The sequence below is a fragment of the Phenylobacterium sp. genome (assembly GCF_036501465.1).
Lineage (GTDB): Bacteria > Pseudomonadota > Alphaproteobacteria > Caulobacterales > Caulobacteraceae > Phenylobacterium.
Window position 1 is genome coordinate 1 of sequence record NZ_DASYAF010000176.1, and the last position, 15,097, is coordinate 15,097.

The 15,097-nt window shown below is 69.7% G+C and carries 11 protein-coding genes; 6 read left to right on the top strand and 5 right to left on the bottom strand.

From position 1 onward, the window contains the following. Nucleotides 1-141 precede the first annotated feature (141 nt). Both VGL85_RS20825 and VGL85_RS20830 read left to right on the top strand, forming a co-directional pair. The gene (locus VGL85_RS20825) at nucleotides 142-1,701 is read left to right on the top strand and encodes a thiamine pyrophosphate-dependent enzyme (protein ID WP_331590949.1); all 1,560 of its coding nucleotides are present in this window, start codon (nucleotides 142-144) and stop codon (nucleotides 1,699-1,701) included. Continuing rightward, nucleotides 1,701-3,197 carry an indolepyruvate oxidoreductase subunit beta family protein gene (locus tag VGL85_RS20830; RefSeq protein ID WP_331590950.1) on the top strand — a complete coding sequence of 499 codons (1,497 nt, stop codon included), beginning with the start codon at nucleotides 1,701-1,703 and terminating at the stop codon, nucleotides 3,195-3,197. Before VGL85_RS20825 ends, VGL85_RS20830 begins: the two co-directional genes overlap by 1 nt. A 221-nt stretch (nucleotides 3,198-3,418) precedes the next feature. Here the strand turns inward: VGL85_RS20830 and parE are convergent, their stop codons facing one another. Continuing rightward, on the bottom strand, nucleotides 3,419-5,482 hold the full coding sequence (gene parE, locus VGL85_RS20835) for a DNA topoisomerase IV subunit B (RefSeq protein ID WP_331590951.1): 2,064 nt from the start codon (nucleotides 5,480-5,482) through the stop codon (nucleotides 3,419-3,421). A 150-nt stretch (nucleotides 5,483-5,632) separates the two neighbouring features. Between parE and VGL85_RS20840 the strand changes: the two genes are divergently transcribed. Both VGL85_RS20840 and VGL85_RS20845 read left to right on the top strand, forming a co-directional pair. Further along, nucleotides 5,633-6,544 carry an alpha/beta hydrolase gene (locus tag VGL85_RS20840; protein ID WP_331590952.1) on the top strand — a complete coding sequence of 304 codons (912 nt, stop codon included), beginning with the start codon at nucleotides 5,633-5,635 and terminating at the stop codon, nucleotides 6,542-6,544. Nucleotides 6,545-6,656: 112 nt separating this feature from the next. After that, nucleotides 6,657-8,471: a tetratricopeptide repeat protein gene (locus VGL85_RS20845; RefSeq protein ID WP_331590953.1), complete on the top strand. Its 1,815-nt coding sequence runs from the start codon at nucleotides 6,657-6,659 to the stop codon at nucleotides 8,469-8,471. Between the two features lie 37 nt (nucleotides 8,472-8,508). Here the strand turns inward: VGL85_RS20845 and VGL85_RS20850 are convergent, their stop codons facing one another. From VGL85_RS20850 to VGL85_RS20865, 4 genes are all read right to left on the bottom strand, one after another. Continuing rightward, nucleotides 8,509-10,455 carry a peptidase M61 gene (locus tag VGL85_RS20850; RefSeq protein ID WP_331590954.1) on the bottom strand — a complete coding sequence of 649 codons (1,947 nt, stop codon included), beginning with the start codon at nucleotides 10,453-10,455 and terminating at the stop codon, nucleotides 8,509-8,511. Nucleotides 10,456-10,537: 82 nt separating this feature from the next. Then, the gene (locus VGL85_RS20855; RefSeq protein ID WP_331590956.1) at nucleotides 10,538-10,777 is read right to left on the bottom strand and encodes a hypothetical protein; all 240 of its coding nucleotides are present in this window, start codon (nucleotides 10,775-10,777) and stop codon (nucleotides 10,538-10,540) included. An 85-nt stretch (nucleotides 10,778-10,862) separates the two neighbouring features. Next, nucleotides 10,863-12,275: a type I glutamate--ammonia ligase gene (gene glnA / locus VGL85_RS20860; RefSeq protein ID WP_331590957.1), complete on the bottom strand. Its 1,413-nt coding sequence runs from the start codon at nucleotides 12,273-12,275 to the stop codon at nucleotides 10,863-10,865. A gap of 38 nt (nucleotides 12,276-12,313) precedes the next feature. Continuing rightward, nucleotides 12,314-12,652, bottom strand: coding sequence for a P-II family nitrogen regulator (locus VGL85_RS20865; protein ID WP_331590958.1), 339 nt, complete (start codon nucleotides 12,650-12,652; stop codon nucleotides 12,314-12,316). 251 nt (nucleotides 12,653-12,903) lie between these two features. Between VGL85_RS20865 and VGL85_RS20870 the strand changes: the two genes are divergently transcribed. Then, the gene (locus VGL85_RS20870) at nucleotides 12,904-14,463 is read left to right on the top strand and encodes an acetyl-CoA acetyltransferase (protein ID WP_331590959.1); all 1,560 of its coding nucleotides are present in this window, start codon (nucleotides 12,904-12,906) and stop codon (nucleotides 14,461-14,463) included. A gap of 9 nt (nucleotides 14,464-14,472) precedes the next feature. Next, on the top strand, nucleotides 14,473-15,042 hold the full coding sequence (locus VGL85_RS20875) for a histidine phosphatase family protein (RefSeq protein WP_331590960.1): 570 nt from the start codon (nucleotides 14,473-14,475) through the stop codon (nucleotides 15,040-15,042). Nucleotides 15,043-15,097: the final 55 nt, after the last annotated feature.

Below are 15,097 nucleotides of genomic sequence, written 5' to 3' on the forward strand. Positions count from 1 at the left end.
TACGTGGAGGGCGGGAGGATGATCCTGCCGTAGTCCCTCGACGGCGACCGCAACGCGTCGGCCGCGGAAAACGGCGGCCGCCTGTTGTCCTTGGCGGTGAAGCGCCCGTACACGTGACACGCGCGGATGCGAAGCATCAACATGACGGGCAGCCTCGTCGCCAAGGCCAACCGGCGCCCGTCGATGACGGTCGCCGAGGCCGCCGCCGCGCCGGTCCGCGACGTGGATCGCATCGTCCTGCCGCCTGCCAACATCGTCCACGAACGCGAGAAGATCGCCGAGCGCTGGCCGGCGGCCGTGCGCTTCATCGAAGACGCCCGCCTGAACGAGCATTTCGGCGCGGCGGACGGCGACATCGGCGTCATCGTCCAGGGCGGGCTGTTCAACACGCTCAACCGGGCCCTGGAGCTCCTGGGGCTGTCCGATCCGTTCGGCGCGAGCCGCGTCCCGGTCTACTGCCTGAATGTCACCTATCCGCTGATCCCGGCGGAGGTCGCCGCCTTCTGCGCCGGCAAGCGCGCCGTGCTGGTGGTCGAGGAAGGCCAGCCGGAGTTCATCGAGCACGAGCTGAACACCCTGCTGCGCCGCGCCGACCTGCAGACGCGAGTGGTCGGCAAGGACCTGCTGCCGCGGGCCGGCGAATACACCGCCACGGTCCTGATCGAAGGCTTGAGGCGCTTCCTGGACGCCTGGGCGCCCGACCTAGAGGTCCGGCCGGCGGCGGCGCCCGACCCGGTTCCGCCCGCGGCCGCCGGGGCGGTCCCGCCGCGGCCGCCCGGGTTCTGCACCGGCTGCCCGGAGCGGCCGATCTTCACCGCCATGAAGCTGGTGGAGCGCGAGCTCGGGCCGCGGCACGTCTCGGCCGACATCGGCTGCCACCTGTTCTCCATCCTGCCGCCGTTCGACATCGGCAACACCACCATGGGCTATGGCCTGGGGCCGGCTGGGGCGTCGGCCTTCAAGACCAGCGGGCGCCGCGCCATCGCGGTGATGGGCGACGGCGGCTTCTGGCACAACGGCCTGACTTCGGGCGTCGGCAATGCGGTGTTCAACCAGGACGACGCCGTGACCCTGGTGGTCGACAACGGCTATGCGGCGGCGACCGGCGGCCAGGCCATCCCCTCGTCACGGGGCGACAACGCGCTGCGGGTGACCCGCAACCCCATCGAACGCGCGATCCGCGGGGTCGGCGCGACCTGGGTGCGGACGGTCGAGCGCACCTACGATGTCGCTCAGATGCGCGATGTGCTGAAGGCGGCGCTCACCGCGCCCGACCGCGGCCCGAAGTTCATCGTCGCGCAGTCGGAATGCATGCTGAACCGCGAGCGCCGGGAGAAGCCGGCGCGCGAGAAGGCTATCGCGTCCGGCGTCCGCGTCACCCGCGAGCGCTTCGGGGTCGATCCGGACACCTGCACGGGCGATCATAGCTGCATCCGGCTGTCGGGGTGCCCGTCGTTGTCCGTCAAGGCGAATCCCGACCCGTTGAAGACCGACCCTGTGGCGCACGTCGACAACAGCTGCGTGGGATGCGGCCTCTGCGGCGAGGTCAGCCATGCGGCGGTGCTGTGCCCGAGCTTCTACCGGGCGCGCATCGTGCAGAACCCCACCCGGTGGGACCGCTTCGTCCAAGGGGTCCGGCGCGCCGTGATCGGCGCCTGGCAGCGGCAGGCCGCCCGCGCGCTCGCGGCGCGGAGCTTCTGATGGCGCCGGCTGCTGGGGGCCGCATCAGCATCGCCATCCTGGCGCTCGGCGGCCAGGGCGGCGGCGTGTTCGCCGACTGGCTGCTGCAGGTCGCCGGCGACCGCGGCTACCAGACGCAAGGCACCTCGGTGCCCGGCGTCGCCCAGCGCACCGGGACCACGGTCTACTATGTGGAGATCGCCCCGCCGGCGGCGGGGGCGGCGTCGCGCGGCCCCGCCCTGATGGCGCTCAGCCCGGTCCCCGGCGACGTGGATATCGTGGTGGCGTCGGAACTGATGGAAATCGGCCGGGCGCTGGTGCGCGGCTTCGTCTCGAGCGGACGCACCACGGTCATCGGCTCGACCCACCGCATCTATGCGATCTCGGAAAAGATGGCGATGGGCGACGGCCGCGGGAACGGCGAGCGGGTGCTCGAGGCCGTCGAGGCGCGGGCCGGCCGCTTCGTCGGCTTCGACATGGACGCGGTCGCGGCGCAATCGGGGTGCCTGATCAGCGCGGTGATGCTGGGCGGCCTGGCGCGCAGCGGCGCCCTGCCGTTCGAGCGTTCTGCGTTCGAGGCGGCGATCCGCGGCAGCGGCGTCGCGGTTGAGGCGAACCTGCGCGGCTTCGCCGCCGGTTTCGAGGCCGCCGGGGGGCCTGTCACAGGCCCAGCGCCCGACCCGGCGCCCGATCTCCCCGAGCCCACAACCGCGGCCGGGCGAGCGCTGGCGGCCAGGGTCCAGACCGAACTTCCCCGCCCAGCCTGGCGGCACGCCACCCTGGGGGTGCAGCGGCTGATGGACTACCAGGACGCCCGCTACGCCGAACTCTATCTCGATCGCCTCCAGCGTGTCGTCATGACCGACTCCGCGGCGGCGGACTGGCGGCTGACCGCCGAGGCTGCCCGCCACCTGGCGCTGTGGATGGCCTATGACGACACCATCCGGGTCGCCGACCTCAAGACCCGCGAGAGCCGCTTCGCCCGGGTGCGCCTGGACCTCGGGATCGGCGCCGACGACGTCGCCGGCGTCACCGAGTTCATGCATCCGCGGCTGCAGGAGTTCTACGAGACGGTTCCGGCCGGCCTCGGCCGCCTCATCCGCTCGAACCGCCTGGCGACCAGGCTCCTGACCCCACTGTTCAGATCCGGCCGGCACGTCGAGACCACCAGCCTGGGCTGGTTCGTGGCGCTCCGGGCCATCGCCCTGCTACGGCCGATCCGTCCGGCGTCCCTGCGCTACCAGGAGGAACAGCGGCGCATCGAGCGCTGGCTCGATGCGGTCGTCGCGCTCGCCGGGACCGAACCCGCCGCGGCCCTGGAGCTGGTCCGCTGCCAGCGACTGCTGAAGGGCTACAGCGACACCTTCGAGCGGGGCCTGCGCAACGTCACCGCCATCCTGGACCGGCTTCCGGCCCTGGCCGGACGGGGCGACGCGGCGGAAGTGCTGCGCCGCGCCCAGGACGCGGCCCTGCAGGACGAGACGGGTGAGCGGCTCGCGGCGGTGCTGGCGGCCTGAGGCGCCGCGCCAGGCGGCCGCCCGCTAGGCTGAAAACTCAATCAATACGTTGATTTTCTTATATAACGTCATGGCCGGGCTTGTCCCGGCCACCCATACGCCCCGATGGGACCAGATGAAGAGCAGTGTCGGTGCAAGCGGTCTCGCTTGCGAATGGCGGTGTCTATGGGTGGCCGGGACAAGCCCGGCCATGACGGTTGAAGAATGATTGAGTCATCAGCCTAGACATCCAGATCCGCCACGGCGAACTCGGCGTTTTCCTGGATGAACTGGAAGCGGCTTTCGGGTTTGCGGCCCATCAGCTTCTCGACCAGGTCGTCCACGCTGTCCTCGGCGCGCGGGACGGTGACGCGGGCCAGCGTGCGCTTGGAAGGATCCATGGTGGTCTCCTTCAGTTGGCTGGGCATCATCTCCCCCAGGCCCTTGAAGCGGCTGATTTCCGGCTTCTTGCCCTTGAACTCGGTAGCCAGCAGGTCGTCGCGGTGGGCGTCGTCGCGGGCGTAGACCGACTTGCCGCCATGGCTCAGGCGGTAGAGCGGCGGCAGCGCCAGGTAGAGGCGCCCGGCGCGGATCAGGTCGGGCATGGTGCGCCAGAAGAAGGTGATCAAGAGGCTGGCGATATGGGCGCCGTCGACGTCGGCGTCGGTCATGATCACCACGCGCTCATAGCGCAGGTCCTCTTCCTTGAATTTCGTCCCGCCCTGGACGCCGAGAGCGAGAAGAAGATCGCTCAACTCCTTGTTTTGCCCGAGCTTGTCGAGGGTGGCCGACGCGACGTTCAGAATCTTGCCGCGCAGCGGCAGGATGGCCTGGGTCTTCCGGTCGCGGGCCTGCTTGGCCGAGCCGCCGGCGCTGTCGCCTTCGACCAGGAAGATTTCCGTGCCGTCGGTGGCGCCGCCGGCGCAGTCGGCGAGCTTGCCGGGCAGGCGCAGCTTGCGGGTGGCCGAGGCGCGGGCGACCTCCTTGTCGCGGCGGCGCTTCAGCCGCTCCTCGGCGCGCTCGATGACGAATTCCAGCAGGGCGCTGGCGGACTTCGGCTGGGCGGTCAGCCAGTGGTCGAAGGGGTCGCGGATCGCGGCCTCGACCAGGCGCTGGGCCTCGGCGGAGGAGAGCTTTTCCTTGGTCTGGCCCTGGAACTCCGGGTCGCGGATGAAGACGCTGACCAGGGCGCCGGCCTGGGCCAGGACGTCGTCGGCGGTGAGGATCGCGCCGCGCTTCTCGCCGGTGAGCTCGGCGTAGGCCTTGAGGCCGCGGGTGAGCGCCGCGCGCAGGCCGGCCTCGTGCGTGCCGCCTTCCGGGGTCGGCACGGTGTTGCAGTAGGACTGCAGGAAGCCGTCGGCCTCGCCGAAGCCGCGCGGCGTCCAGGCCATGGCCCATTCGACCTTGCCGGCCTCGCCCGCCCGCTCGTAGCGCCCGGCGAAAGGCTCCGGCGTCACCGTCTCCAGGTCCTTGACCCGCTCGGCCAGGAAGTCGGCCAGGCCGTTCGGGAAACGGAATGTGGCCTCGGCCGGGGTCTGGTCGTGGATCCGGGACGGGTCGCACGACCAGCGGATTTCGACGCCGCCGAACAGATAGGCCTTGGAACGGGCCATGCGGTAGAGGCGCGCGGGGCGGAAGGCGACGGCCTCGCCGAAGATCACCGGGTCCGGCGTGAACGCGATGGCGGTGCCGTGCTTACGGGTGGGCCCCAGCTTCTCGATGGAGCCGATGGGCTTGCCGCGGGTGAAGGCCTGGCGCCATTCGAAGCCGTCCTTCCAGGCGGTGACCTCGACGCGTTCGGAAAGGGCGTTGACCACGGAAACGCCCACCCCGTGCAGGCCGCCGGAGGTCTCGTAGGCCTTGCCGGAGAATTTCCCGCCGGAGTGCAGGACGGTCATGATGACCTCCAGCGCCGACTTGCCCGGGTGCTTGGGGTGGGGGTCCACCGGGATGCCGCGGCCGTCGTCGGTGACGGTGAGCGTCCCGTCGGCGTCCAGCCGCACGGCGATCACCTTGGCGTGGCCGGCCACGGCCTCGTCCATGGCGTTGTCCAGCACCTCGGCGAACAGGTGGTGCAGGGCGCGTTCGTCGGTGCCGCCGATGTACATGCCCGGCCGCTTGCGGACCGGCTCGAGTCCTTCCAGGACCTCGATGTCCTTGGCGGAGTAGCCGGACTTGCCGGCGGTGACCGCCGGGTCTGGACGCGGCTCATGGGTCTGGGCCAGCGGCGCGGCGGGCGCCGGGTTCAGCGCGTCGTCGAACAGGGAGGCCTGGGCCTGGGCGGTGGATTTGGCGGGCGGGGACATCGGGAACGCAAGCTAGGGGGATTCTGGACCCGCCCGATATGAATCGCCCGCCTCGCGAACGCAATGCGGCGCGAACGGCCGGCGCGTTTCCTGGGCCTCGACAGAGGCGCGGCGCCGGGTCCTAATCCTCCGAAAAGCGGGGCGGACGCCATGTCGAGCTGGAAGGACCCTGAGATCGCCGGCGTGCGCGCCCTGCTGGCCTCGCGCCAGCCGGCTCCGGGCGCGCCGCAGCCGAGCATCGCCGAACGCCGCGCGGCCATGGACGCCTTCGGCGAGATGGGCTCGCTACCGCCCGGCTGCCTGCACGAGCCCACGACACTGGGCGGGGTGAAGGCCGAGCGGGTGGCGCCGACCAACGCCATCGAGGGCCGACGCATCCTCTACCTGCACGGCGGGGCCTATGTGGGCGGCAGCCCCCGGAGCCACCGGCCGCTGGTGGCGCGGCTGGCCGAGGCGGCGCGCTCGGCGGCGGTCTCGCTGGACTACCGCCTGGCGCCGGAGCACCCGTTCCCGGCGGCGGTGGACGATGCGGTGGAGGCCTATCGCGACCTGCTGGCGCAGGGCGTCTGGCCCGAGCGGACGATCATCGCCGGCGACAGCGCGGGCGGCGGGCTCACCCTCGCCACGGCGCTGAAGCTGAAGGACGAGGGCCTGCCGCAGCCGGCCGGCCTGTTCGTGATCAGCCCCTGGGCCGACCTGACCCACAGCCACGCCACCTACAAGACCAAGGCCGGCGACGACCCGATGATCACCCGCGAGCGGCTGGTGGAGGCCGCGGGCCAGTATCACGCCGCCACGAGCCCGAAGAACCCGCTGGTCTCGCCGGTGTTCGGCGGGTTCGAAGGTGTGGCTCCGATGCTGATCCAGGTGGGGTCGGAGGAGACGCTGCTGGGCGACAGCCTGCTGCTGGCCGAGCGCGCCGGCCATGCCCGGGTGGAAGTGCGCCTGGAGGTCTGGCCGGAGATGATCCACGTCTGGCATGCCTTCGGGGGCCAGCTTTCCGCCGCGCGGCGCGCCATCGCCGCCGCCGGGGCCTGGATGGACGCGCGGCTGGGCGGCTGATGCTGAGACAAGCGCGAAACAATCACTCGACAAACTCCCGCACTGGCTCGCCAATGGGTTGAGTTTGGGCGGCGTTTTAAACGGGGGCGCATCCGTGGTCGCGAGAAGGGTCATGACGGGGGCCGCGCTGGCGGCCGGGATGTTCGCGGCGGCCTCGGCCGCGCAGGCGGACTGCAAGTTCCAGAAGGTCGCCGAGCTTCCGGTGACCATGGAGGGCCTGGCGCCGCGCGTGCAGGTCAAGCTGAACGGCAAGGACGCGACCTTCGGCGTCGCCGTCGCGGACTTCTTCAGCGGGGTGCGGGAAGACACCATCGCCGCCTACGGCATGCATCGCTCCTCCGCGCCCTACGGCATGATGGTCAGGACGCTGGGCGGGGCGGAGCGGGACGCGCGGGCAGCCACCGCCGATGAGCTCACCTTCGGCCAGGCGCGCTTCCGGAACGTGCAGTTCCTGGTCGGCGGGCGGATGGACGGAAGGATCGCCGGCCTGATCGGCGAAAACCTGATGGGGCCGTTCGACGTCGAATACGACTTCGCCAACGGCGTCATGCGCTTCTTCAAGGCGAGCGGCTGCGGCGGCAAGGACCTGGCCTATTGGGCGACCGGCCAGCACGTCTCGAAGATCGCGCTGGATGCGCCCGGCACGCTGATGACCGAGGTGGTCGGCACGGCGCGCCTCAACGGCCACCCGATCCGCGTCAAGTTCGCCTCCAGCGGGGCCTCGCTGCTGAACGCCACGGCGGCGAGCCGCGTCGGGATCCAGAAAACTTCGGCGGGGACGACGGACGCCGGGGTGGTGCATGGCAGCTACGGCGCCGGCCACGAGGCGTTCGTGGCGCCGTTCGACAGTTTCAAGATCGGCGACGAGGAGATCAAGAACACCAAGCTGCGGGTCACCGACGCCTCGATGAACCAGGTCGACATGCTGCTCGGGTCCGACTTCTTCCTATCGCACCGGGTGTTGATCTCGGGGAGCCAGAGGGCCGTCTATTTCACCTACAACGGCGGCCCGGTGTTCCGGCTGGACGGCGATCGCGAGCCGCCCGCCGCCGTCGCCCCGGTCCAGGTCGCCACCACCGGCGGGGCCGCCGCGGTCCCGCCGGCCGCGGCGGGCGCTGCGACCGACGAGCCGAAGACGGCGGAGGCGTTCCTGCGGCGCGGCGCCGGTTTCGCCGCGCGGCGCGAACTGCAGCGGGCCATCGCCGACTTCACCCAGGCGATCACGCTTGAGCCGGAGAACGCCGCCGCCTACCGCGCTCGTGGCATGGCGCGGGCTGCGACCGGCCAGCCGGTGCTGGCCATGGCCGACCTGGACGAAGCGCTGAAGCGGCAGCCCAATGACGCCGACGCCCTGGTGCGCCGCGGCGAGCTGTACCTGACCACCCGCGACCCGCAGCGGGCCAAGGCCGACTTCGAGGCGGCCCTGAAGCTTTCCCCGACCAATGTCAGCCTGCCCGCCAACATCGGTGCGGCCTATGCCCGGGCCGGGCTCTACGAGGCCTCGATCCAGCAGCTCGACGGCTGGCTGGCCGCCCACCCCAGGGACGAGAACGCGGGCCAGGTGCTGGCGTCGCGCTGCTACGCCCGGGCGCTGTGGGGCAAGGAGCTGGAGACGGCGCTCGCCGATTGCGACGCGGCGCTGAAGAAGGACCGCAACTCCAACGCCATGCAGAGCCGGGCGATCGTACTGATGCGGCTGGGTCGGCTCGACGATTCGGTCACCCAGTTCGCCGCCATCATCAAGCTGCAGCCGCGCGACGCGGTGGCGCTCTATGGCCGCGGGCTCGCTGAGCTGAAGAAGGGGGACCGGTCCACGGGCGACGCCGACCTCGCCGCGGCCACCGCCATCGCGCCGGCCGTCGCCAACCAGTTCCGGCGCATGGGCCTTGCGCCGGACGGGCAGGGGGTCGCGCCGGCGAAATCCTAGCCTGCGGCCGCGATCCCGGCCCTCCTGACGGGCCGCCCTACTTCTTCGGCGTGTAGATCGCCGACAGCAGGTCCGGCGTGCCCTCGATGCGCTCCAGGCGCGGATAGCGCAGGCCGCCGTGGTAGTCGATCGGCACGGTCTTGTAGTGGTCGCCGGCCTTGACCAGCAGGTCGATCGTCCCGCCGCCCTTCTTGGCCTCGGTGATCGTCTCCTTCAGCCGGTCCATGTCGTAGGCGATGCCGTTCACGGCGATGATCTTGGCGCCGATGGTCAGCCCGGCCTTGAAGGCCGGGCCGTCCCACTGGACGGCGGTGATGTCGCCGTCGCGGCCGAGGGTCAGGCCGACGGAGTAGGTGAGATCGATCGAGTGGCGGCGCATCTCGGCCGATTTGAAATATTCGGTCTCCTTGTCGGTATAGACCAGCTTCCAGCCGCCGCGGGCTAGGCCGTCGAGCGGCGGCTTGGGCGCGACCCGGTTGATCCGCTCGTTGAGGAAGGTCGCCCAGTCGTAGGGCTCGACCTTGTTCAGCGCCGCCACCACGTCGTCGAAGGTGTAGGTGACGGTGGTCCAGCTGCCATTGTTGATGCCGAAGAATTCCCTGGCGAAGTCGTCCAGGGATTTCTTCCCGCCCGACTTCTGGCGGATGAGCGTGTCGGCGTCGAGCCAGACGAGCTGGCCTTCGGAATAGTAGTCCTCGCTGCGCTGGAAGCTGAGCCAGGGCTGCGGGCGGCGGGAGGCGATCACCGGATCGTTGGTGGTGTCCTCCACCGGCCGCCATTCGCGGCCCACGCGGTTGGCGTAGGTGGCCGCCGTTGAGGCCAGGGCGTCCAGCGCTTCCTGCTTGGAGATCAGGCCCGAGCGGCCGGCGAGCACGAAGCCCCAGTACTGGGTCTGGCCCTCGTAGACCCAGAGCAGCGAGCCGCGCATGGGCACGTTGAAGTTGGGGGTCCAGAGGTCGGCCGGGCGGCGGAACTTGCCGTTCCACGAGTGGGTGTACTCATGGGCCAGCAGGTCGCGCGCCGAGGGCGTCTTGGCCCAGTCGGTGAAGTAGTCGGGGATGGTGCCGTCCTCGCTGGAACGGTGGTGCTCCAGGCCCGAGCCGCCCATGCGGCTGGAGAGCGAAAACAGGAAGTCGTAGTGGTTGTAGTGGTGCGAGCCGTAGAGCTTGTAGGCCTGCTGCACGAGCGCCTTGTGCTTGTCGATTTCTTCCGGCGTGGCGTCGAGCAGCTCGGGCCGGTCGGCGATCACGTCCAGCGAAACCCGCGCCGGGCCGCCCGGATCGAGGTCGAACTGCTTCCAGTAACGCCCCGCGATCATCGGGCTGTCGGCCAGGGTGGCGAAGTCCTCGGTCTTGTAGTGGGTGACGCCGCCCTCGGTCCCAGTGGTCTCCAGCGCCGAGAAGTCCTTGAAGCCCTCGGGGAAACGCACCGACGGGTCGACCTGAATGCGCCGCGCGAAATGGCCGGCGGGATAGAGGACCAGGTCGATCCATTCCAGAGAGAGCATCTCCGGCGTCATGACGATGCGGCCTTCCGGGCCGTCAACGGCGGTGAGCAGGTCGAAGTCGATGTCGATGCTAGTCGCGCCGGGCGGCACGTCGATGTGAAAGGCGAAGACGTCCACCGGATCGCGCATCCAGCGCAGCGTCTGGCCGTTCGCCTTGAAGCTGAAGCCGTCGGCGGTCTTCAGCGGCCCGTTCGGCGCGTGGTTGCCGGGCAGCCACTGCGGATAGAGCAGGGTCATCGGCCCGGCCTTGCTGACCGGGATCGTCTCGTGGACGCGGTAGATGTGACGGTCGAGGTCGGTGGCGTCGACGGCCACTTTCAAGGTCCCGGGGTAGGGCGTGTCCTGCGGCGCCTCGGTCTTCGGCGGCATCGGGAAGGGCTGCGGCCCGTTCGGGACGTTGGCCTGGGCGAGGGCGGCGCCGCTGGTCGCGGCGGACAGGACGAGGGCGGCGGCGCAGGCGAACAGGACTGGCTTCAACGGTGGCGACCTTGAACGAGGAAGGATTTGTCCTTGTAGGGCCTGTTCGCGGCAAAGCTCAACCGTCCGACGTAACCCAGCGTCAAACCTCCGGGTCCGGAGGGTCGCCGTTCTCGTCGCCACGGGCGACGCGGCGCTCGCTGGCCTCGACGGCGTGGCGGGCCGGCGGTTCGAACACCATGCCGAAACCCAGCAGCATCGAGCCCATGGCGCCGTAGCGCCGCATCCGCCGCCGCCCGCCCGTGGTGGACAGCCAGCCGATCAGAAGCGCGATCGCAACGACGGTGAGGATGGCCAGCAAGGTCCCGAGCCAATGGGGCATGCGGCCAAGGTGGGAGCCGGAAGCCCAAAAGGAAAGGGCCGCGGCTCGCGCCGCGGCCCTTGGGCCTTGCGTCAGCGGATGACGCCTAGCACTTGAAGTACATGTCGAACTCCACCGGGTGCGGGTGGAGGGCCAGGCGCATCACCTCTTCCATCTTCAGCTCGATGTAGCTGTCGATGAAGTCGTCGCTCATCACCCCGCCGGCCTTCAGGAAGGCGCGGTCCTTGTCGAGGTTGTCCAGCGCCTCGCGCAGGCTGCCGCAGACCTCGGGGATCTTCTTCTGCTCGCGCGGCGGCAGGTCGTAGAGGTTCTTGTCGGCCGGGCCGCCCGGATCGATCTGGTTGATGATGCCGTCCAGGCCGGCCATCAGCAGGGCGGTGAAGGTCAGGTACGGGTTGCCCATCGGGTCGGGGAAGCGCGCCTCGATGCGCTTGCCCTTGGGGCTGTCCACGTGCGGGATGCGGATCGAGGCCGAGCGGTTGCGGGCCGAATAGGCCAGCTTCACCGGGGCTTCGTAGCCGGGCACCAGGCGCTTGTAGGAATTGGTGGTCGAGTTCGAGAAGGCGTTGATCGCCTTGGCGTGCTTGATGATGCCGCCGATGTACCACAGGCAGGTCTGCGACAGGCCCGCGTACTTGTCGCCGGCGAACATCGGCTTGCCGCCCTTCCAGATCGACTGGTGCACGTGCATGCCCGAGCCGTTGTCGGCGAACATCGGCTTGGCCATGAAGGTGGCGGTCTTGCCGTAGGCGTGGGCCACGTTGTGGATCACGTACTTATAGAGCTGCAGGCGGTCGGCCATGGTCAAAAGGTCGGAGAACTTAAGGCCGAGCTCGTGCTGGGCCGGCGCCACCTCGTGGTGGTGCTTTTCCGGCTGCATGCCGAGTTCGCCCATCACCGCCAGCATCTCGCCGCGCAGGTCCTGGGCTGAGTCCACCGGGTTCACCGGGAAATAGCCGCCCTTGGGGCCCGGGCGGTGGCCCATGTTGCCTTCCTCGTACTCCTTGACCGAGTTGATCGGCAACTCGGTGGAGTCGAAGGCGTAGCTGGTGTGATGCGGCTGGGTGGACCAGCGCACGTCGTCGAAGATGAAGAACTCGGCCTCGGGGCCGAAGTAGACCACGTCGCCGATGCCCGACGACTTCACGAAATTCAGGGCGGTCTTGGCGATGGAGCGCGGGTCGCGCTCATAGGGGGTGCCGGTGTCGGGGTTCAGCACGTCGCAGAAGATGGCCATGGTCGTCTGCTGGTAGAACGGGTCGATGATCGCCGTCTCCAGGTCGGGGCGCAGCTTCATGTCGCTCTCGTTGATGGCCTTCCAGCCCGAGATCGATGAGCCGTCGAACATGGTGCCGTCGTTCAGGAAGTCGTCGTCGACCAGGTCGATGTCGAAGGTGACGTGCTGCATCTTCCCGCGCATGTCGGTGAAGCGGACGTCGACGTACTTGACGTCCTTCTCCTTGATCTGGGCCAGGATGTCTTTGGCGGTGGTGGCCATGGTGGTGTGATCCCCTCGTGACTTGAAGTTGATGTGGTCTAGACGGCGTCGGATCCGGTCTCGCCGGTGCGGATGCGCATGACGTCGAGGATTTCGGAGACGAAGATCTTGCCGTCGCCGATGCGCCCGGTGCGCGCGGCGGTGGCGATGGCTTCCAGGGCGCGGCCGAGCTGGTCGTCGCCGACCACCACCTCGATCTTGATCTTCGGCAGGAAGTCCACGACGTACTCGGCGCCGCGATAGAGTTCGGTCTGCCCCTTCTGGCGCCCGTAGCCCTTGGCCTCGATCACGGTCATCCCCTGGACGCCCAGCTCCTGGAGCGCTTCCTTCACCTCGTCCAGCTTGAACGGCTTGATGATCGCTTCGATCTTTTTCATGGGTCCTCGGACGCGCCGGCCCCCGAAGAAGCACCCAGGGGGGACCTGCGTGGTCGCCGGGACGGAGCATGGCTTGGCGGGGGCTCACAAGCGCGCTCGCGAGCGGGTTGGCGATGGGCGGGCGCCAAAACGGCCGGCGCCCAAAAACAAGGCGCCACGAGCGCAAAAAACGGTCAATGCCGAAATGCCTTCAAGACGACGGTTCCGGCGCCTAGGATCGACCTCGTTTGGCGTTTGAGGGCGACGAAAGCATGGACGGCGCGACCCCAGTTCTGATCGGCGCGGGCCAATTCACCTATCGGGGTGATCCGGCCACCTCGCCATCGCCGACCGCCCTGCTGAAGATTGCGGCGGAACGGGCCGCCGCCGACGCCGGGATCGGGGCGGCGGTACTGGCGGGGCTGGACAGCCTGGCGGTGGCCGGTTTCACCATCGACGCCCAGGGCTCGACGCGCGGCGCGATCCCGCATTCGGCGAACCCGCCGGCCAGCCTGGCCAAGGCGCTGGGCGCGACGCCGACGTGGGCGGTCTATTCCCACATGGGCGGCAACACCTCGCAGCAACTGGTCAATGTGCTCGCCGAGCGGATCGCCCGGGGCGAGACGGAGCTGGGGCTGGCGGTCGGGGCGGAGTTCCTGGGCTCGGCCCTGAAGCGGCTGGGCAAGGGCCTGGGCTTCGCGGACTGGCAGGCGGCGGAAGACGACGATCTGCCGGCGCCGGAGCGGTTCGGCGATCCGCGGCCTGGGGTGAGCCCCTATGAGGCGCGGCACGCGATCAACCGGCCGATCAATGTCTATCCGCTGTTCGAGAACGCGCTGCGCGCCCGCGACGGCCGCTCGATCGCCGACCACCAGAAGCGGCTGGGCCGGCTGTTCGCGTCGTTCACCGAGGTCGCGGCGAATAATCCCGAGGCCTGGTTCCCCATCGCGCGCAGCGCTGAGGAACTGGTGAGCGTCACCGAGAAGAACCGGATGGTGGGTTTCCCCTATCCGAAGCTGTTGAACGCCATCATGGAGGTCGACCAGGCCGCCGGTGTGATCCTGGCCAGCGAGGCCAAGGCGCGCGAACTGGGCGTCCCGCAGGACAAGTGGGTCTATCTGCACGGCTGTGCAGACGCCGCCGACCTTTGGCATCCCATAGACCGGCAGGACTTCCACTCCAGCCCGGCCATGCGGCTGACCGGCAAGCTGGCCCTGGAGATGGCCGGGATCGGGATGGAGCAGGTCGACTTCATCGACCTCTACTCCTGCTTCCCGGTGGCGGTGGAGATCGGGGCGGAGGAGCTGGGGCTGGCGCTGGACGATCCGCGCGGGTTCACGGTGACCGGCGGGCTGCCCTACGCCGGCGGCCCGGGCAACAACTACGCCATGCACTCGATCGCCGCGATGGCGGGCAAGCTGCGCGCCGCGCCCGACGCCTACGGGCTGGTGACCGCCAACGGCTGGTACCTCACCAAGCAGTCCACCGGGATCTATTCGCGCCGCCGGCCGACCCGGCCGTTTGAACGCCAGGACCCTAGGGTGCTGCAGGCCGAGATCGACGCCCTGCCGCATCCGGCCGTCACGGAGACGCCGCAGGGCGCGGCGAGGATCGAGACCTACACCGTCGTCCACCGCCGCGAGGGGCCTTTCATGGGAATCGTCATCGGCCGTGACGAAGCCGGCCGCCGCTTCTGCGCCGTCACCCCCAACGACGCCGAAACCCTGGCCGGGCTGGAGCGCGGCGAGCAGGTGGGGCGGCCGGGGCAGGTGAGCCAGAACGCCGATGGCCAAGGGACTGGCGGCCAGACCAACCTCTTCGTGCCGCAGTAAGGAGTTCCGATGGCCCGCCTCTACATGATCCGTCACGGCAAGCCGTCCGCCACCTGGGGCGGCGACGATGACGATCCTGGGTTGGACGAGGCCGGCCAGGCCCAGGCGCTGGCGGCGCGCGACTGGCTCATGGCCCGGCCGGCCGGCGAGCGGGTGAGCCGGGTGGTGAGCTCGCCGCTGCGCCGCTGCCGCGAGACCGCCCAGCCGACCGCCGAGGCCCTCGGCGTGAAGCTGGAGATCGACGCGCGGGTGGGCGAAATCCCGACGCCCAAGGGGATCGCCCCGGCCGAGCGCGGCGCCTGGCTGCGCGAGGCCTTCGCGGGGACCTGGAAGGGCGTCAAGGGCGACCTGGACTACGATCAGTGGCGGCGCGAGATCGCCGCCTCGCTCCTGCCGCGCAGCGGGACGGCGGTCTTCTCGCACTATGTGGCGACCAATGCGGTGGTCTCGCTGCTGCTGGGCGATCCCAGGGTGCTGGCGTTCCGGCCCGACCACGCCTCGATCACCGTGCTGGAGACCGACGGGGGGAAGCTGCGGCTGATCAAGAAGGGCCGTGAAGCCACCACGGGAGTCCTCTAGGAATGTCCCTTAGGAAAAGGCGGTAAGCGTTTGAGTGTTCGTCAGATCCTGACCG